This window comes from Micropruina glycogenica (genome assembly GCF_900289045.1).
In the GTDB taxonomy this organism is placed as follows: Bacteria; Actinomycetota; Actinomycetes; order Propionibacteriales; family Propionibacteriaceae; genus Micropruina; species Micropruina glycogenica.
The window spans coordinates 2,356,658-2,375,049 of sequence record NZ_LT985188.1 but is presented as its reverse complement, the minus strand read 5'-3'; the positions used below and the strand labels follow the sequence as shown (position 1 = coordinate 2,375,049).

The following is an 18,392-nucleotide window of genomic DNA, read 5'->3' as shown; positions in this document are numbered from 1 at the left end:
CGCTGGGTGGCGCGAGTTGGGAACCGTCCCAACTCGCGCCGGGACTCGCGGCAAGCTCGGCCAACAGGCGTCGGCCCAACAAAGACGATGCCGCCGGAGAGTTCCGGCGGCATCGTGCGTGACTCCTGGTCAGTGGCTGATCTGACCGGCCGACTCGGACTTGCCGGCTTTGACCTCGTGGCCGTCGGCGTCGTGGCCGTCGGCGTGGTGGTCGGCTTCGGCGATCTCGTCTTTGGTCGGCTTCGCGATCACACCGGCGTAGAACCAGCGTGAAGCCAGGGCGCGCAGGCTGCTGACGCCTGCACCCTTTTCGGCCACCCCGTGGCCGTCGGTGTCGGGCGTGGCCTCGAGCGCCTTGCCCTGGACGTGCTGGGTGAGGGTGAACTTCTCGTCGATCGAAATCGGACGGTGCGGCTCGGAGTAGCCGCCGTCGGGCGATCGCTCGATGATGCCGGTCTCACTGCCGTGCAGCACCCGTTCGGCATCGGCCCGCTGCAGCGAGATGCAAATGCGCTTGGTGACGATGAAGGCGATCACCGGCGCGACGAACACCGCCACGCGCATGAACTCGGTGACGGCGTTCAGCGACAGCTTGAACTGGGTGGCCAGAATGTCGTTGCCGCCCGAGAGCCAGAACATGCCGTAGCAGGTGATTCCGGCCACGCCGATGGCGGTGCGCGTCGGGTTGTTGCGTGGGCGCTCCAGCACGTGGTGCTCGGCGGTGTCCCCCGTGATCCAGCGCTCGATGAACGGGTACGCGCCGAGCAGCACGAACAGCGCCGTCATCAGACCGACTCCCGGCAGGACCACGTTCCACGACCAGGTGGTCGAACCCAGGTGCCACTCCCAGTTGGGCATGATACGGATCGCGCCCTCGACCCAGCCCATGTACCAGTCGGGCTGTGAGCCTGCCGTGACCTGAGCGGGGTTGTAGGGGCCGAAGTTCCACACCGGGTTGATCTGCATGGTGGCGCCCATCAGGATCGCCACACCGAAGACCACGAAGAAGAAGCCGCCCGCCTTGGCCATGTAGACCGGGAACAGCGGGTAGCCCACCACGTTGCCGTCTTTACGGCCGGCACCGGGGTACTGGGTGTGCTTGTGATAGACGACCAGCGCGAGGTGCGCGGCGATCAGGCCGAGCAGAACGGCCGGAACCAGCAGAATGTGCACCATGTAGAGCCGTGGGATCACCAGGTCGCCCGGGAACTCACCGTTGAAGATGAAGAACTCGGCCCAGGTGCCGATCAGCGGAATCGAGCGGATCAGGCCGTCCACGAATCGCAGGCCGGTGCCCGACAGCAGGTCGTCGGGCAGCGAGTAGCCGGCGAAGCCCTCGATGAGCGACAGCGAGAACAGCCCGACGCCGATCAGCCAGTTCAGCTCGCGAGGCTTGCGGAACGCGCCGGTGAAGAAGATGCGCAGCATGTGCACGGTCATGGACGCCACGAACAGCATCGCCGCCCAGTGGTGGATCTGCCGCACCAGCAGGCCGCCGCGAACGTCGAACGACAGCGCCAGGGTGGACGCGAACGCCTCGGACATCGGCAGGCCGCGCATCAGCTGGTAGGTGCCCTGGTATTCGATCTCGGCCATCGACGGCTTGAACCAGATGGTGAGGAACACGCCGGTCAGCAGCAGAATGATGAACGAGTACAGGGCGATCTCGCCGAGCAGAAACGACCAGTGGTCGGGAAAGACCTTGCGCAGGTTCTTCTTCAGCAGCGACGCGAGGCCGAGCCGCTCGTCGGCCCAGACGGCCGCGTTGGTGACGCCGGCGGGCAGACCCTGCTGCTCGGGCGGGCGTTCGGTGTCGAGCGCCGGGGAGTCGACGGAAACGTCGGCTGGTTTGGCCATCACCGATCACCCTCTTTGAAGTCGTGCTGCGAGTCGCGCTCGAAGAAGCTCGGCCCGACGGGAACGGTGAAGTCGCTGCGCGCGACGAGGTAGCCGTCCGCGTCGACCGTGATCGGCAACTGCGGCAGCGCGCGGGCGGCCGGCCCGAACACGACGACACCGGAGTTGCCCAGGTCGAAGGTGGACTGGTGACACGGGCAGAGCAGGTGGTGGGTCTGCTGCTCCCATAGGCTGATCGGGCAGCCCACGTGGGTGCAGATCTTCGAATAGCAAAGGATGCCGCCGACCTGCCAGTCCTGGCGGGACTCGGGAATCTTGATGCGGTCGGGATCCATGCGCACGATGATGATCGACGACTTCGCCTTCTCGACCTGAAACTCCGTGCCGTGGTAGTCCCACAAATTGGCTGGCTGTGCGTTGACCAACTGGCCGATCTCGATGTCGGACGCCTTCAACGGCCGCTGCGTAATGTCGTTGACCAGCTTGATGCCCTCGGCCCAGATGGTGCGTTCGATGGTCTCTTTACGCACCGCGGCCGTGGGCCACGGGCCCATGTCGGCGAACAGCACCACCGCGGGCACCGCGATCAGGCCCAGCGCGCCACCCAGGGCACCGCCGATCAGCTTGCGGCGTCCGAGCCCCGCCTGCTCAGCACCCTTGGCGAACTCGCGGGCGAACACCTCGCGGTCTTCTGTACTTGAGGCTGCGCTGTGCCGGTCTTCGGCGATCTCTTCGTCGCCCATGATCGTTTTGGCCCAGTGCACGCAGGCCAGGCCGATCAGCAGCGTGGCCAGCCCGCCGGTGAGGCCCAGCAGGCTGTTCAGGGCGTTCCACTGCATGCCGAACAGATCGATGAAGCTGTCGCTTGGCACCGCGAAGTAGATCACCACGAACGCGATGCAGAGCACCGGCACGGCGGCCAGCATCATCACGACCTGGCGGTACGCCCGATCGCCGGCCGCCTGGTCCACGTCTGTGTAGCGCTCGACGTGCTCTTCGAGGCCGGGGTCGGGTACGGGGTGGCGGTCGACGTCGGTGCCCGGCTTGCTGGTTTCGATGCTCATCGCGCTCGTGCCCCCTTGGCTGCGATCCAGACGGCGATCAGGCAAATCCCGCCGATGCCGATGATCCAGGCGAACAGACCCTCGGCCACCGGGCCGAGGCCGCCGAACGCGATACCGCTGGACGGCTGCGCGTGCAGCGTGTCGAGGTAACCCACGATCGCGCGGACGTCTTCGTCGGGCAGCGCGCCCGATGAGAACACCGGCATCTGCTGGGGGCCTGTGCGCATGGCCTCCCAGATGCGCTGGCCGCTCACCCCGACCAGGCTCGGAGCGTACTTGCCGTTGGGCAGTGCGCCGCCGGCCCCCTCGAAGTTGTGGCAGGCGGAGCAGTTGGTGCGGAAAAGTTCGCCGCCCTTGGCCAGTTCGTCGGGGCTCAGTCCCTCGCCGCTGTACTGATCTTCGGTCGGAATCGCCGGGCCGGGGCCCAGCGAGGCGACGAAGGCCGCCAGCGCGGCGATCTCTTCGTCGGTGTAGGTGTTCTGCTTGCGGGGCGCCTGGGCGCCCGGGTTGGCCATCGGCATGCGTCCAGTGCTGACCTGGAAGTTGGCCGCCGCGGCCCCGACGCCCACCAGCGACGGCCCCTGGCTGGTGCCTTCACCGTTCATGCCGTGGCACGACGAGCAGGTCACCTGAAACAGCGCCTTGCCCTCGGCAACCTGTTGGCTGTTGCCGGTGTCGGCCGAGACCCTGGCAGCGGGTGCGACGGCAGCGTACAGCGCACCCATCAGCAGCAGGGCCAGCACCAGCAGGGCAGGCCGCGCAGCCCGGTGGCGCCGCTTGGCGGTCAGGAATCGCACGTGGAAGTCCTCCTCGGTCGGGTCGGTCAGCGCAAGATGTAGATGACGCTGAACAGAATGATCCAGACGGCGTCGACGAAGTGCCAATAGTACGAGGTGACGACCGCGTGCACGGCCTGCTCATGGGTGAAGGTACGGGTCATGTAGGTGCGACCCAGCATGAAGAGAAAGGCGATCAGGCCGCCGGTGACGTGCAGGCCGTGAAAGCCGGTGGCCAGAAAGAAGGCCGACGTGTAGGCGTTGGTCGAGAGAGTGAAGCCCTCGCTGGCCAGCGTGGCGTACTCGGTGGCCTGCCCCCCGACGAAGATCGCGCCCATGATGAAGGTGAGGATGTACCACTCACGCAGGCCCCACTGACCAACCTGCAGCAGCGAGCCGGTGCGGCCGACCTGGCCACGCTCGGCCTTCCACACGCCCATCTGGCACGTCACCGACGACAGGATCAAGATGAGCGTGTTGGTGACGGCGAAAGGCATGTTGAAGTGGGCGACGCCCCACTGCCACATCGACTCGGTGCCCGCCTGGGCCGCAGCGGCGTTGGTGATCGAACGCAGGTTGAAGTAGGCCGCGAACAGCGCCGCGAAGAACATCAGGTCTGAGGCCAGCCAGATCCAGGTGCCGATGGCCACCATGTCTGGCCGACCCTTGGCCGGGTGCAGGCGTGCCGGAGCGATGGGGTGCACGGCTCCGTGCGGTATGGCTGCTGCCGCGCTCGAGTGAGAGTGAGTCACCCGGCCATTATTACTGCTCAGGGCCGATTGGTCACCCTCTGGGACCGTGCGATTCTTGCTTGTCACAGACTTTTTACGGCAACCGCTGGTCACGGGCACGGGGCAGTCCGGGGGATAATGCAGTCATGGTTCCCCTGCTGCTGCCGCTGCATGCCGATCCGGGTAACCAACCGCCCCCGCTGACCGCCGACAGGCTGCTCACGGCCTGGACCTTCGAGCCCTGGGCCGTTTTCGCCCTGGTGCTGATGGTGGGCCTCTACCTCTGGGGCGTGCTGAGGCTGCGGCGCCGGGGCGTCGACTGGCCACTCGGACGCACGCTGGCCTGGTGCGTCGGCGGCGCCGGCACCATCGCGGTGGCGCTGCTCAGCGTGCTGGGCACCTACGACACGGTGCTGTTCAGCGTGCACATGGTGCAGCACATCCTGCTGTCGATGGTCGGCCCGATCATGATGGCGATGGGCGCCCCGATCACCCTGCTGCTGCGCAACCTGGGGGGCCTGGGCCGGCGCCGGGTGATGCGGGTGCTGCACTCGTGGCCGGTGCGGGTGCTCACCTTCGCGCCACTGGGGGCGGCACTGATGATCGCCAACCCCTACCTGCTGTACATGACCGACCTCTACGAGGTGAGCCTCGCCAACCCGTGGGTGCACGCCTGGGTGCACGTGCACTTCGTGGTGACGGGCTGCATCTACTACTGGCCGCTGATCGGCGTCGACCCGATGCCCAACCGGCTGCCGCACTTTCTGCGCATCTTCCTGATCTTCATCACGATGCCCTTTCACGCCTTTCTGGGCGTGATCATCATGGGGTCGCCGCAACTGATCGCCGAAGACTGGTACCTGGCGTTCAACCGGGCCTGGCCACCCAGCCCGCTCGATGACCAGAACATCGCCGGCGGCATCATGTGGGGGGCCGGCGACGTGATTTCGCTGATCATTTTGTCTGTGTTCTTCGTGCAGTGGTTTCAGAATTCGCAGCGTGAGGCGGCCCGCATCGACCGGCAACTCGACCGCGAGGAGCGACTGGCCGCCCGGGCGGCAACCGCGGGGTACCATGCTGACGAACCGCCCGCCGACGAGGAACGCGCATGAGTGACGAGACTGCCAAGATCCTGCTCTATTCCGACGACCGGACGACGCGTGAGCAGGTGCGGCTGGCGCTCGGCCGGCGGGTCGCCGCCGATCTGCCCGAGATCGAGGTGTACGACGTCGCCACGCACGCGGCGGTGCTGGCGGCGGTCGACGCCGGCGGGCTCGATCTGCTGATTCTTGACGCCGAAGCCACGCCGTCGGGTGGGCTGGGGCTCGCCAAGCAACTCAAGGACGAGATCGCCGACTGCCCGCCGATCGTGGTGCTCATCATTCGAGTGGCGGACGCCTGGCTGGCCACCTGGTCGCGGGCCGACGCCACGGTGATGTACCCGGTCGACCCCGTGCGGCTGCCCACCGCCGTGGCCGAGGTGCTGCGCGCCGGGTTGAGCCAGGCGGTCTGAGGGTGGCCGACACCTGGCCCGATGTGCTCACCGGGCTGATCGCCGGCGACGACCTGTCGGCGCAGACCGTCGGTTGGGCGATGGACGAGATTCTGGCCGGCAACGCCACCCCCGTGCAGTTGGCGGGTTTTCTGGTGGCGCTCCGCGCCAAGGGTGAAACCGTCGACGAGATCGCCGGGCTCGCCGGCGGCATGCTGGCCCGGGCCACCCCGATCAGCCTGCCCACCGAGGCGGTCGACGTGGTGGGGTCGGGCGGCGACCGGGCGAACACCGTCAACGTCTCGACCATGGCCGCGATCGTGGCGGCCGGCGCCGGCGTCAAGGTGGTCAAGCACGGCAACCGGGCCGCGTCATCGGCCTGCGGGGCGGCGGACGTGCTCGAAGCTCTGGGGGTGGCGCTCGACGTGCCGCCGGCGCGGCAGGCCGACGTGCTCGCCGAGGCGGGCATCGTCTTTCTGTTCGCACCCCTGTACCACCCGTCCCTGCGGCACGCCGGCACCGCCCGGCGTGAACTGGGCATTCAGACGCCGTTCAACTTTCTGGGCCCCTTGGCCAACCCGGCCCGTCCGGCCGCGCAGGCCGTGGGCATCGCGAACGCCCGGATGGCGCAGATCGTGGCCGGCGTGCTGGCCGCCCGGGGCACCCGGGGCCTGGTGTTTCACGGTGACGACGGTTTGGACGAACTCACCACAACGACCACCTCGGACGTCTGGCTGATCGCCGATCACCGGGTACAGCCGACAACCCTCAACCCGGCCGACCTGGGCCTGGCCCCGGCTGCGCGTGACGACCTGCTGGGCGGCGACGCCGCTCACAACGCGTCGATCGTGCGGGGCGTACTCGATGGTGTGAAGGGCCCGGTGCGCGACATCGTGCTGCTGAACGCCGCCGCCGCCCTGCTGGCCTTCGCCGGGCCGGATCTCGATGGCGACCTCACCGCGCAGTTGGCCGAGCAGCTGCAGGTGGCCGCGCGTGCGATCGACTCGGGGGCCGCAGCCGACGCCTTGAGCCGCTGGGTGGCGGCGAGCACGCGGGCCGCCGAGTCGGCCTAGGGACCTGGTCAACTCGGCAGAGCCGCCGTACCCAGCAATGCCAGGTAGGGGCCGGCCACCAGCGCCGGACCGTACGGAAAAGCCTCGGTGTGCCCGCGGGTGCGCCAGACCAACCCCCACACCACCCCGAGCAGGCCACCGAGAATCAGGGAGTCGAAGAGCGTGGGCCAGCCGGCGGTTGCGGCGGTTGCCCCCACGATCGGGGCCAGCCGCACGTCACCGAAGCCGAAACCCCCGCCGAAGCGGTGGAAGAGCCAGAACAGCGCGGTGGTGGCTGCGGCCCCGGCGGCCGCTCGTCCGAGAACCTGCCAGTCGGCCAGCAGCGCGGCGGTGATCGCCGCGCCGGCCACGGTGAGCACCCACCCTGCGCGCATGAGGGCAGCCGGCAGGTAGCCGGTGCGGGCGTCGATCATGGCGGCCAGTACCCCGACCGTGCCAAGCCCTGCCCAGGCGAACGACAGCGGCGCCACGACGGCCAGCACCAGCGTGCCGGCGAGCGTCGTCAACACGAGCGCGACGGCAGCGAAACCCCTGGTGGCAAGGGCGTCGTACGGCCGCGCCTCCGGCTCGTCGAAAGGCGGCGGCAGCGCCCGCAGTAGTCGGGGCGTGGCCAGGCCGAGCGCGATCGCCACGGCGATCGGCATCGCCCACTGCCAGGTCATGCGTCGAAGCCTAGGCCGCGTGCCGGCCGAGTGCCGGTGCGAACTGCATGCGTTCGGCCGCCATGGCCAGGGCTTCAGTGAGCCGAGAACAGGTTGCCGTTCTACCCTCGACCAGCCTGGCCAACTCGTCGGGGGCCAGATCGCACCAGCGGGCCAGCCGCTCGGGCGGCACGCCCGATCTCAGCACCGCGCGCAACCGCCCCGCGGCCAGGTCGGCACCGACGTGGCCTGTTCGAAGCTCTGTCAGATCGCTCGCGCGCACCGCGAACACCTTGGTGGCCACCCGTGGGGCGAGCCGCCGCGACGGCCGCGCGTTGCGGCCGAACAGCAGGGTCTGAATCACCGTCACGGGCACGTCGGCCGCGATGGCGAAGGCGGGCCACGGCACACGGGCCTCGGCGATGACGTGCGTCACGTGGGCACGGAAGGGCGCGGCCGGCACCCACCGTTCGTCGATCGGGTCGCCGTCGTCGGCGCGCACGGGCAGAGTGGTCGGTTCGGGCTGATCGGCTCTCATACCCTTGAATGCACTTTTCGAGGGGTGTTTTGTGAGTGGCCGTCCGAAGTTTCTTCAGATTCTTTGCCGACGACCGTGCCGGCGACTGCGGCGTTCAGTGGCCTCGACCACTCGTTGAGCCGACGAAACGCCTCACCAGCGCGCACCGCGGCGTCCTGCGCGGACGTGCGCGGACGTGCGCGGATGGCGGCAGTGGAGCGGCGTCGTCGAGTCAGAGCGGGTCTGGGCACGCTCGGCCAGCGATCATCAGCAACCCCGCGCGCACTCGTCGGCCCCGAAGACGCGAAACGGGGGTGGTCGCCTCGGCGACCACCCCCGTTGCTCAGCTCACCGCTGTGCTCGTACGAAACCTGCCCGTTCGGCTGCCTCGGTGCTGTCGAACCACACGTCGGTGATCGTGCGCTCGTAGCCACCCGAGCCCTGCAGGTGGTACTTCATCGACCGCTCGTTGCCCTTGATGTCGAAACCCTCGGGCGGTTCGGCCCCCACGTACGATCCCTCGCCGTAGGGGCTTTCAGCTAAAGGGGCGGCATCACCCTTAGCATCGTCGACGGCCTTCTTGGCCGACTTCTTGGCATCGTCCGCGGCGTCTTTGGCGTCCTTGATCGCGTCCTCGGCCTTGTCGAGGGCTTCAGAGCCGGCGTGCTTGGCTGCGTCGGCGGCGTCACCGGCGGCGTCTTTGGCCTTGTCGGCGGCATCGCCGGCCGCGTCGGCGAGGTCGCCCGCGGCGGCCTTTGCGTCGGCGGCCACGTCTTTGGCCTTGCCCTTCAGGTCGTCCACCGTGGCAGCCGCGGCGTCTTTGGCCTTGTCGGCGGCGTCGGAGGCCTTGTCGACCACGTCGGCGACCGGATCGGCGACGTAGGGCCGCGACGGCTCGTGGGTCTCCCACCCCGACTCTTGCGGTGCCATCAGGCGTCGGACGGCGTAGACGACGCCGGCCAGCACGGCGCCCGCCAGGGCGATCAGGCCGATCGTCTTGCCCACGCTGCGACGCTTGGGAGTCGGCACGATCTCTTCTTCTTTCACCAGGTCGGCGGCCTTGTACAGCGCCGCGGCCAGCCAGGGCAGAAAGTCGTTCTGCACCCGGTCGCGCGCCACATCAACCGTGGGCGCCACCTTCTGCAGGGTGTCATCGACCACCGGCCGCACTTTCTGCACGGCGGCGTCGACCACCGGCGTCACCTGGTCGAGGGCGTCGTCAAGCGCAGGCTGCACGCGGTCGAGGCTCTCGGCGGCGAACTTGGCCCCGCGCTTCTTGGCCTCTTTGAGGGCCGGCTGCACCCGCTCGTAGGCGTCGGAGGCCATGGCGACTGCACCCTTGAACGTGGGCTCGACCCGGTCGTAGGCGTCTTTGAGGGTCGGCTCGAGGCGTTCGTAGGCGTCCGAGGCGAGGTCGGTGCCCCGCTTGCGTGCCTCTTTGAGCACCGGCTGCACCCGGTCGTAGGCGTCGGAGGCGAACTCGGCCCCCTGCTTACGGGCGGAATCGACGTAGTCACCGGCCTGCTCGACCAAGGGGGTGATGCGATGCACCGCCTCGTCGATGAGCGCCTGCCCTGATTTCGCGGCTGTTTCGGCGGTCGATTCGACGGCCTTCAGCGGCTTCTTGCGCTTCACTGTTCCTCCAGTGGTTGGGATGATCGCGGCTATACCGCGTGCACCCAACGTACCCGCCGAGCATCGGCTGCGAACAGGCTTGTCAGCCATTCCTACCGTTCTGGGTGTGGTCACGCGGTCGACGCGGCCAGCACGCGGCGGCCCTCGTCGACGATGTCGGCCGCGATGGCCTCGAGCAGTGGCGAGCCGAGGTTCCACTGCTGCCAGTACAGCGGCACGTCGGCCGGGGCCCCGCCGAGGTGCACCAGGTCGCCGCGCTGCACCGCGGCCGCCGACTGAAACCGGGGCAGCAGCCCCCACCCCAGACCCAGGCGGACGGCCCTGGCGAAGTCGTTGGACGACGGCACGTAGTGCCGCGGGGGAGCCGTCGGCGAGGCGCCCATCGCGATCAGCCACCCGGTCTGCAGGTCGTCGCGCCGGTCGAAGTCGACCACCGGGGCACGCTCCAGCGCAGGTGCGAACGGTCCGTCGGGCAGCCAGGCGGCCACGAACCCGGGTGTGGCGACGGCCTCGTACCGCATGACCCCCAGGGGCACCACGCGGCACCCGGCCACGGGGTCGGCGCGTGAGGTGACGGCCGCCATCACCGCCCCCGACTCGAGCAGGCCGGCGGTGAAGTCCTGGTCGTCGCGGTGCAACTCGAACACCACCGGACGGGTTCGGCTCAACCTGGCCAGCGGATCGAGAAACCACGTGGCCAACGAGTCGGCGTTCACGGCCAACGGCACGCTCACCCGGCCCGCCTCGGGGTCGCCCAGTTCGGCGAGCACGTCGTGTTCGAGCAGGCTCAGTTGCCGCGCGTAACGCACCACGGCCAATCCCGCGGCGGTTGCTCGCGCCGGCTTGGTGCGTTCGAGCAGCACCCTGCCCACCTGCCGCTCCAGCGTCTTCAGGCGCTGGCTCACGGCGCTGGGGGTGAGGTGCAGGCGAGCGGCGGCGGCATCGAGGGTGCCCTCGTCGACGATCGCCGCAAGGGTCTCAGCCAACTCCAACGGTACACGCATGATAAGCAACTCTAATGGTAGTGAAGAATCTTTAGCTGGACTGAATGTGCTCGCTGCTTTAGCGTCGAAGACGTGCTTCTTTCCGCCCTCGCCGGGCTCGGTCTCGGCTTCTCGTTGATCATCGCCATCGGCGCCCAGAACCTGTTCGTGCTGCGCCAGGGGCTCAGGCGCGAGCACGTGCTGCTGGTGGCGGCGATCTGTGCCGTCAGCGACGGTTTGCTGATCGTGCTGGGGGTTTCGGGCGTCGGCCTGGCACTGCAGGCTCTGCCCTGGCTGCTGAGCGCCGTGAAGTGGGCCGGAGCCGCGTTTCTGATCGGCTACGGCGTGCTGGCTGCCCGACGGGCCCTGCGGCCCTCCGGCGAGGTGCTGGTGGTGGACGCCGCCCCGGCGCCTGCGCAGGCCGGCTCGGTGGCGGTGGCCGTTCGCACGCAGACGATGCCCGTGGTGCTGACCTGCCTGGCGCTCACCTGGCTGAACCCGCACGTCTACCTCGACACCGTGTTTCTGCTCGGCTCGGTGGCCAGCACTCACGGCGATGCGCGGTGGGCGTTCGCGGGCGGTGCGCTGGTGGCCAGCGTCGTGTGGTTCTTCGGCCTCGCGCTCGGGGCACGGTTTCTTTCGCCGTGGCTGTCGACACCTCGGGCCTGGCGGGTGCTCGACGGCGTGATCGCCGTGGTGATGGTGGCGTTGGGCCTCAGTCTGGTGCTCTCGCACTGAACCGTGGCGCGCCACGTGTGCCAGGATGGGTGCCGAAATCGAGCCAATCGGCGGCCGTCCGGGCCGTCCGGCGCCCGCAACGAAAGGAATCCGCCGTGGCGCAGACCGCGACCCTGCACACCAATCACGGTGACATCGTCATCGACCTGTTCGCCGACCAGGCGCCCAAGACCGTCGACAACTTCGTCGGCCTGGCGACCGGCGCCAAGGAGTACATCGACTCCAAGTCGGGTGCCCGCACCACCGGCCACTTCTACGACGGCCTGACGTTTCACCGCATCATCGACGGCTTCATGATTCAGGGCGGTTGCCCCGAGGGCAGCGGCCGCGGCGGACCCGGCTACCAGTTCGGCGACGAGTTTCACCCCGAACTCAGCTTCAACCGCCCCTACCTGCTGGCCATGGCCAACGCCGGCCCGGGCACCAACGGCTCGCAGTTCTTCATCACCGTCGTGCCCACCCCGCACCTCAACCGCCGGCACACGATCTTCGGTGAGGTCACCGATGAGGCCAGCCGCAAGGTGGTCGACGAGATCGCCCAGGTGCGTACCGGGTACGGCGACAAGCCGGTCGAGCCTGTGGTGATCGAGTCGGTCACCGTCGCCTGAGGCCTTCGCTGGGCGAGCCGGCTCATCACTGGCCGGCTGCGTCGCAAGCCGCTGGTCGAGACGCTTCTATGTCTTGTCAAGGGTGGTCGTGTTGAGGTGTCGGAAGATTTGGCGGGCGATGTAGCGCTTGAGGCAGCGTCGGATTCGGGGTTTGGTTTGGCCTTGCTGTTTGCGTTTCTTGACGTAGGCCTTGGTGGTTTCGTCGTGTCGCATGCGGGTGTTCGCGATGGAGTTCAGGGCTGAGTTGAGTTGTCGGTCGCCGGTGCGGTTGAGGCGATGATCCTTGGAGTTGCCCGAGGAGATCTCCAGGGGGCAGACGCCGCCGATCTTGGCGAAGCCGGCTTCGTCATGGATGCGGCCGGGGTGAGACCAGACGGCGAGCACAATGGCGGCGTTGATGGGTCCGAGGCCGGGCAGGTCGAGCAGGGTTGGTTCGAGTTCACGCACGAGGGCGTTGATGGCTTTCTCGTTGCTGTCGAGGTCGGCGTCCAGGGTGTGGATGCGGGTGGCGAGGCGGTGCGCTTCGGTGCGGGCGATCCGGGCCAGGGTGGTGTCGGTGGGCCGCTTGCGCCAGCCCGCAATGAGGCTGATGTGGACCTTGTTGATTCCCTTGCGGGCATCGATGTCGAGGTTGTGGGTGCGTAGCAGCGCGGTGAGCTGGTTCTTGGAACGGGTCCGGTCGCGTCGCATGCTGTCGCGGGCGGTGAGCAGGATCTGCAGCGCGGCACGGGTATGGCCGGCGCGTCGGTCGGCGAGCCGTTCGCTGTCCTTGGGTAACGCGCCGCGGGCAGCGACCAGGGCATCGATGTGGTCGTTCTTGCCGCTGCCACGAGCCCGTTTCGGCGAGGGTGCGTCGACGACCCGGTAACCGCGTGCGGCGAGCAGCTCGGCTGCCTGGGCGCCGTAACTGCCGGTGCCTTCCATGCTGATCAGCACCTGGTCGACAGCTGGGTTGTCGTCAACACTGGTGCGGCGGCTGATCCAATCCACGGCCCGCAACAAGCCCGCGGCATGGGTGGGGAACTTCCCGTGGGTGATCTGGCCGCCGCTACGGGTCTCCACGATCGCGTAATGATGAGTGGCGGCGTGGGTGTCCACACCCACCACATAGGTGTAGGTATCTGCAACGATGGCCATCGGTGTCTGAGCCTCCTGTTTTCGGGATGTTGGGCATCGAGCCGGTCGAACCGGCGCGGCCATCCCGGGGAAAGAGTCACCCGTGGCGTTACTGTGATCGGTCACCCCGCCAAAGCGGTGGGACGGGCTTCTATCAGGCCAACGAGTGGGCCGGGATGGTCGGCCGGTTCTCCGTGCACGAGCCGGACAGATCTCGACCAAGACACCCCGCACAATTGCGGACGGTCAGCTTGTCGAAGGGTCACGACCCGCACACGAACAACCGGTCCCACCACCCTGCCAGCTAGCCCCAGGCCAGCCACCACCAACTCTCACAGCTTGTCGAGACCCCCTGCGTTGGGAGTCGCGAAGGCTCGGCCGGCGTCTTGCGTAGTGGCCTCGACGAGCTCGACCAGCGAATGGTCCTCGGGCGGCAGAGGTCTCGACGGGCTCGACCAGCGGCGTCAGGCGCTGGGTCTGGACGCCACCGGCACGGGCTGCAGCGGTGGGGTGGCGTTGAGCCACAGCGCCAGCCCGATCGCCACCGCAAGCGCCACGGCGGCCAGGCCGACCAGCACCCACAGGGTGCGGTCGCTCAGCCGGCGGCGCGGCGCGTCGGCCTGCGTCACTCGGCCCCCAGCGAGAACGCCGCCTCGAGATCGTGCGAGCTGTAGGCCCTGAAGGCGATGTGGGTTTCGGTGTTCAACACCCCGGGCACCTTGTTGAGCCGCTCGGCGATCACCTCGGCGACCTCGTCGATCGAACGGACCCGAATCATGGCGATCAGATCGATGCCGCCGGTGACCGAGTACACCTCTGACACGCCGTCGAGGTCGGCGATCTGGGCAGCGACCTCAGGAATGCGAGCCACTTCGGCTTCGACGAACACAATGGCGGTGATCATGGCGGCATACTAAACCGCCTTGCTCGCGCCCGAGGCCGCTTGCTGCGGTCTGTCGGACGGCAGTGGGTCGGGCAGGGCGTGCCGGGCCAGGTCGCCTTCGGCCAGCCCGATGTGCAACGGCCACGACCAATCGCCCTCGATGTCGATGAGCCGGACGCCCGGCCGCTCGAGCCACGCCGCGATGCGTTCGGTCTCTTCGGTGGTGGCCGCGGACTGAGGCCCCACGGGCGGCGCCACCTGCTCGGCCACCGCCACGGCCGAACGGGCGATCGCCTGCGGCACGTCACCGGGTCGAGCCCGGGCCGCGGCGGCCAGCCGTCCGTAACGAATGACGTGAATATGCCAGTCGTCGACCTGCCGATACGCCGCCACGATCTGCGGGCAGCCGGCCAGGCTGGCCACCCGGTGGTGCCGCACGGCACTGCTGGCGAAACCCGAGAGGCGAGCGGTCACCACCGCGGCGTCCTCGAACCGCTGCCGGCGGATCAGCGAGGCCAGCCTGCTCTGCGCGGCATTCAACACCGGACGAATGTCGGTGGTCAGGCTCGAGCGCACCTGCTCGATCAGTTCGCCGTACTGCTGCGGCGTGACGGCCAGTTCGCACGGGGCCAGGCACTTGCCCATTTCGCCCAGCACGCACGCCCCGCTGACCCGGCGCGGCGAGAGCCGGGTGGTGCACTGCCTGATCGGAAAGGCGTCGTACAGCGCGGTTTGGACTGCCTCGGCGCCACTGCGCCTGCTGAACGGGCCGAAGTAGTCGGCCCCGTCGGCCAGGCATTGCCGCACGATCGACAACCGGGGGAAGGGCTCGCGGGTCAGCTTGAGCCATACCCTGCGCTCAGGGAACTTCGAGCGCCGGTTGTAGCGCGGCGAGTGCGTGGCGATCAACCGGAGTTCGAGCACTTCCGCCTCGAGTTCGGTGCTGCATTCGAGGTGCTCGACGCCGGTGGCGATGCGTACCATCTCGTCGATGCGGGGGCGGGTTTCGGCCGCGGTGAAGTAGCTGCGCACCCGGGCCGCCAGATTGCGGCTCTTCCCGACGTAGAGCACCTGCCGGGTGGCCCGGCCGGCCAGGTCGCGGCCGTCCGCGACGAACCAGTAGACACCGGGGCTCTTGGGCAGGCCGGCGGCCCAGGTGCGCTTGGCCCGGCGCTGCGGCGAAACCCGTCGGGTGAACTCGAGCAGGTCTTCAAGGGTGTGCACCCCGAGATTGCCGACCCGCTCGAGTAGCCCGTGCAGCACCGTCACGGTGGCCTGCGCGTCGGTGAGGGCCCGGTGGTTGGGCGTGACCTCGGCCCGAAAATGCTGGGCCAGCGTTGCCAGCTTGTGGTTGCGCACCTCGTCGCGCAGCAGGGCCTGGCGGGCCAGCGCCACGGTGTCGACCACCGCGGGGTTCGGCCACGCGTAGCCGAACTCGGTGCAGGCGCGCTTGAGAAAGCCCATGTCGAAGCCGGCATTGTGCGCCACCATGACGCACCCGCGAGAGAACTCCAGAAACCCGGGCAGTGCGGCCGAGAGCCGGGGCGCGTCGGCCACCATCGAGTTGGTGATGCCCGTGAGCACCGCGATCAGTGGCGGAATGTGCGCCTTGGGGTTCACCAGGGTCTGAAACTCGCCCAGCACCTCGCCGCCGCGCACCTTCACCGCCCCGATCTCGGTGACCCGGTCGTCCAGACCCCCGCCGGTGGTCTCGAGATCGACCACACAGAACGACACCAGGGCCAACGGGGTGCCCAGGTCGTCGATGGTCGGTTGTGCCGGCAGCGAGGTCATGGTCGAGACGTTAGGCACACCCTCTGACGGTTTTCGTTCGACGCGCTGGCCGAACAGGCGATCGAAAACTGTCCGTGGCGGCCCGCAGACTGCTCCTATGGACATGGTGAGGATCGATTGCGGCACGTGCGCGGTGCGCGGGCCTGCCTGTGGCGACTGCATGGTGACGGCGCTGCTCGGGCCCAACGAGGGTGTGATGACGCTCGAGGGCGACGAGGTGAGCGCCCTGCGAGCGATGACCGAGGCGGGGTTGCTGCCTCCGTTACGATTGGTCAGGTCGGTGAGCCGACGACCACCGGCCGAACCGACCGACCGTTGGTTTGAGTCTGATCAGGGTGTCGTTTAGCCTGTTTTCAGATTGGTCCGCTGGCGCCTTCCCCACAGCGACTGACCGTCCCTTTGTCTGGAGGCGATGTGCGTCTGCGCACTGGTGTTCGTGGTGGCTTGGCAGCACTGGCCGGGCTGGCCGTTGTGCTGGCCGGGCCCGCGGCCGTGCCGGCTGCCGCCGACCCCACCCTCGATGACGCCAAGGCTAAACTCGAGAAGATCGAGCAGCAGCAGAGCGAACTGGGCGAGCAGTGGGCCCAGGTGAAGCTGCAGCTCGAGCAGGGCAGGCAGAAAATCGCCACGCTCAACTCCGACATCGCCACCCAGCAGCGCAAGGTCGACGCTCTACGCACCCAGGCCCAGCAGGTCGCCCTCACCACGTTCCAGAACCGGGGCGTCGACGTCACCGTGCAGCTCGTCACCTCGGCCGACCCCGACGCGTTCCTGTCGGAGCTCTCGACCATGGGCCGCGTCGAACTCAACATGAACTCGCTGCTGCAGGACTACCAGGCCCAACAGGCCAATCTCGCCGACCTGAAGCGCTCGGCGAACGACCAGGTCACCAACATCGCTGCCGAAGAGCGACGAATGAGCAGCCTGCACGACGAGCTCGACAAGAAGCTCGACGAGGGCCAGGCGCTGGTCGACCAGCTCACCGAGCAAGAACGGCAGCGGCTCAACGACGACGACGCGGTGTCGCGCGACGATGTGCGCGACTCGCTGATCGACGACGCCGCGGCCAACGCCCGGGTCCTGGCCGCGGTGAAGTACGCGGTGTCGAAGGTCAAGACCGGCCAGTACGTCTGGGGCTCCGAGGGGCCCAACACGTTCGACTGCTCCGGCCTCATGGTGGCCGCGTACCGCTCCATCGGTATTTCGCTGCCCCACTCGTCGCGTGCCCAGTTCAGCGTCGGACGGCCCGTGTCGCGCGACGAGCTCAAGCCGGGCGACCTGCTGTTCTTCTACAACCCGATTCATCACGTCGGCATGTACATCGGCAACGGCCTGTTCGTGCATGCGCGCAACCCCCGCAACGATCTTGAGATCACCCGGCTGAACTCATACCCGGCCTATCAGGGTGCCCGCCGCGTCATCGGTTGATCGGGTTCGCCGGGCGCTGCTGCTGGGCGCACCCCTGGCACTCGTGGCGCCCCTGATCGGCGGCTGCACCACCGAGCTGAGTCCGGCCCAGCGAGCGTCCGCCCTGAATGATCGGCTGAGCGCCGGTGACCGCGCAGGGTTCGTGGCGCTCTTCGCGTCCGATCCAGGCTCCCAGTCACTGGCTGAGCGGGTGTTCGCCAACCTGAACGCCACCGGAGCCGGCGTCGCGGGCACCGACGCCGACCACCTGCAGGTGAGTTGGCACCTACCGCGCGAGCCCATGGTGGTGAGCATGGCGGCCGTGGCGATCGACCGCGGAGCCATCGCGAACCTCACCTCGGCAAGCACCGGCACCGAATGGCTGGGCGATCCGCTGGTGATCGACACGATGGACGGCGGGGTGCTGGCCACGGTCACCGCCGAGCAGGCGACCCGGTGGGGTGAGGCGGTGCACGACGGGCTGGCCGCATTGCGGCGGGCGCGGCCGCAGGCCCTGGCCATGCCCGACCCGCTGGTGGTGCTGGTGCCGCGCGACCTGGCCGCCTTCGCCCGCTACGCCGGCGTCGGCGCGAGCGGGACCGCGGCGGTGACGGTGGTGCCCGGAACTGCAGCCAGCGAGAGCGTGCGAGTCGTGGTCAATCCCGACGCCCCGATCGAGGGGGCCGCGGCCACGATCACGCACGAGGCGGTGCACGCCGGCATGCGGTCGCCCCGGCTCACCGGCACGCCGGGCTGGCTGATCGAGGGCACCGCCGAGGCGCTGACGGCGCAGGCCCACCCGTCGGTGGCCGCCGCCAACGACACCCTGGTTCGCGCCGCCCTCGCCCGCGGGTTTCCGACCACCTTGCCCGACGTCGCAAGCGGCGACCCGACGAGCTACGCGCTCGCGCAGGTGGCGGTGCAGGCCATGGTCACCCAGGTCGGGTGGACGGCGGTGCTGGCCGAGGCGCAGGCACGCACCTCTGCGAGCGGCACCATCTCAGACGCCCGGGTGCTGCAGTGGTATCGCGACGAGCTGAATCGGCGGCGGTAGCAGCTCCGGTTGCTCGACGCCGT

The 18,392-nt window shown here is 68.6% G+C and carries 19 protein-coding genes; 7 read left to right on the top strand and 12 right to left on the bottom strand.

What is annotated here, in order from left to right; all coding sequences use genetic code 11:
• Positions 1–129: 129 nt before the first annotated feature.
• From qcrB to ctaE, 4 genes are read right to left on the bottom strand one after another with little or no spacing between them, the layout of a single operon-like run.
• Positions 130–1,857, bottom strand: coding sequence for a cytochrome bc1 complex cytochrome b subunit (qcrB, locus tag MPLG2_RS11235; protein ID WP_105186198.1), 1,728 nt, complete (start codon positions 1,855–1,857; stop codon positions 130–132).
• Positions 1,857–2,921 (bottom strand): cytochrome bc1 complex Rieske iron-sulfur subunit, encoded by a 1,065-nt coding sequence (gene qcrA, locus MPLG2_RS11230; protein ID WP_105186197.1) that lies wholly within the window; start codon positions 2,919–2,921, stop codon positions 1,857–1,859. Before qcrA ends, qcrB begins: the two co-directional genes overlap by 1 nt.
• Positions 2,918–3,718, bottom strand: coding sequence for a cytochrome bc1 complex diheme cytochrome c subunit (gene qcrC / locus MPLG2_RS11225; RefSeq protein ID WP_105186196.1), 801 nt, complete (start codon positions 3,716–3,718; stop codon positions 2,918–2,920). The genes qcrA and qcrC overlap by 4 nt, the downstream gene beginning before the upstream one ends.
• Before the next feature lie 26 nt (positions 3,719–3,744).
• Positions 3,745–4,449, bottom strand: a complete 705-nt coding sequence (ctaE, locus tag MPLG2_RS11220; RefSeq protein WP_456299259.1) for an aa3-type cytochrome oxidase subunit III — start codon at positions 4,447–4,449, stop codon at positions 3,745–3,747.
• Positions 4,450–4,574: 125 nt separating this feature from the next.
• Between ctaE and MPLG2_RS11215 the strand changes: the two genes are divergently transcribed.
• From MPLG2_RS11215 to trpD, 3 genes are read left to right on the top strand one after another with little or no spacing between them, the layout of a single operon-like run.
• A complete protein-coding gene (locus MPLG2_RS11215) occupies positions 4,575–5,540 on the top strand; it encodes a cytochrome c oxidase assembly protein (RefSeq protein ID WP_231935634.1) in 966 nt (321 codons plus the stop codon).
• On the top strand, positions 5,537–5,941 hold the full coding sequence (locus MPLG2_RS11210; RefSeq protein WP_105186195.1) for a DNA-binding transcriptional response regulator: 405 nt from the start codon (positions 5,537–5,539) through the stop codon (positions 5,939–5,941). Before MPLG2_RS11215 ends, MPLG2_RS11210 begins: the two co-directional genes overlap by 4 nt.
• Before the next feature lie 2 nt (positions 5,942–5,943).
• Positions 5,944–6,993, top strand: a complete 1,050-nt coding sequence (gene trpD / locus MPLG2_RS11205; protein ID WP_105186194.1) for an anthranilate phosphoribosyltransferase — start codon at positions 5,944–5,946, stop codon at positions 6,991–6,993.
• 8 nt (positions 6,994–7,001) lie between these two features.
• Here trpD and MPLG2_RS11200 read toward each other — a convergent pair whose 3' ends face one another.
• The 4 genes from MPLG2_RS11200 to MPLG2_RS11185 all read right to left on the bottom strand — a co-directional run bounded on the left by MPLG2_RS11200 (position 7,002) and on the right by MPLG2_RS11185 (position 10,790).
• Positions 7,002–7,655 carry a prepilin peptidase gene (locus MPLG2_RS11200; protein WP_105186193.1) on the bottom strand — a complete coding sequence of 218 codons (654 nt, stop codon included), beginning with the start codon at positions 7,653–7,655 and terminating at the stop codon, positions 7,002–7,004.
• Between the two features lie 10 nt (positions 7,656–7,665).
• Positions 7,666–8,172 carry a hypothetical protein gene (locus MPLG2_RS11195; protein WP_105186192.1) on the bottom strand — a complete coding sequence of 169 codons (507 nt, stop codon included), beginning with the start codon at positions 8,170–8,172 and terminating at the stop codon, positions 7,666–7,668.
• Positions 8,173–8,499: 327 nt separating this feature from the next.
• Positions 8,500–9,786: a sunset domain-containing protein gene (locus tag MPLG2_RS11190; protein ID WP_105186191.1), complete on the bottom strand. Its 1,287-nt coding sequence runs from the start codon at positions 9,784–9,786 to the stop codon at positions 8,500–8,502.
• A 110-nt stretch (positions 9,787–9,896) separates the two neighbouring features.
• Complete coding sequence (locus tag MPLG2_RS11185) at positions 9,897–10,790, bottom strand: LysR family transcriptional regulator ArgP (protein WP_173909622.1); 894 nt, start codon at positions 10,788–10,790, stop codon at positions 9,897–9,899.
• A 72-nt stretch (positions 10,791–10,862) separates the two neighbouring features.
• Here MPLG2_RS11185 and MPLG2_RS11180 point away from each other — a divergent pair, with 72 nt between their 5' ends.
• Both MPLG2_RS11180 and MPLG2_RS11175 read left to right on the top strand, forming a co-directional pair.
• Complete coding sequence (locus MPLG2_RS11180; protein ID WP_105186190.1) at positions 10,863–11,507, top strand: LysE/ArgO family amino acid transporter; 645 nt, start codon at positions 10,863–10,865, stop codon at positions 11,505–11,507.
• A gap of 95 nt (positions 11,508–11,602) precedes the next feature.
• Positions 11,603–12,115 carry a peptidylprolyl isomerase gene (locus MPLG2_RS11175; protein WP_105186189.1) on the top strand — a complete coding sequence of 171 codons (513 nt, stop codon included), beginning with the start codon at positions 11,603–11,605 and terminating at the stop codon, positions 12,113–12,115.
• Positions 12,116–12,181: 66 nt separating this feature from the next.
• Here the strand turns inward: MPLG2_RS11175 and MPLG2_RS11170 are convergent, their stop codons facing one another.
• The 4 genes from MPLG2_RS11170 to MPLG2_RS11160 all read right to left on the bottom strand — a co-directional run bounded on the left by MPLG2_RS11170 (position 12,182) and on the right by MPLG2_RS11160 (position 15,908).
• Positions 12,182–13,252, bottom strand: coding sequence for an IS110 family RNA-guided transposase (locus tag MPLG2_RS11170; protein WP_158680754.1), 1,071 nt, complete (start codon positions 13,250–13,252; stop codon positions 12,182–12,184).
• A gap of 443 nt (positions 13,253–13,695) precedes the next feature.
• Positions 13,696–13,860, bottom strand: coding sequence for a hypothetical protein (locus MPLG2_RS18490; protein WP_158681088.1), 165 nt, complete (start codon positions 13,858–13,860; stop codon positions 13,696–13,698).
• On the bottom strand, positions 13,857–14,135 hold the full coding sequence (locus tag MPLG2_RS11165) for an Lrp/AsnC family transcriptional regulator (RefSeq protein WP_105186188.1): 279 nt from the start codon (positions 14,133–14,135) through the stop codon (positions 13,857–13,859). The genes MPLG2_RS18490 and MPLG2_RS11165 overlap by 4 nt, the downstream gene beginning before the upstream one ends.
• A 9-nt stretch (positions 14,136–14,144) precedes the next feature.
• The gene (locus tag MPLG2_RS11160) at positions 14,145–15,908 is read right to left on the bottom strand and encodes a DEDD exonuclease domain-containing protein (RefSeq protein WP_105186187.1); all 1,764 of its coding nucleotides are present in this window, start codon (positions 15,906–15,908) and stop codon (positions 14,145–14,147) included.
• A gap of 414 nt (positions 15,909–16,322) precedes the next feature.
• Between MPLG2_RS11160 and MPLG2_RS11150 the strand changes: the two genes are divergently transcribed.
• Positions 16,323–17,336 carry a C40 family peptidase gene (locus MPLG2_RS11150; RefSeq protein ID WP_158681086.1) on the top strand — a complete coding sequence of 338 codons (1,014 nt, stop codon included), beginning with the start codon at positions 16,323–16,325 and terminating at the stop codon, positions 17,334–17,336.
• Positions 17,314–18,369, top strand: coding sequence for a hypothetical protein (locus MPLG2_RS11145; RefSeq protein ID WP_105186184.1), 1,056 nt, complete (start codon positions 17,314–17,316; stop codon positions 18,367–18,369). The genes MPLG2_RS11150 and MPLG2_RS11145 overlap by 23 nt, the downstream gene beginning before the upstream one ends.
• Positions 18,370–18,392 lie beyond the last annotated feature (23 nt).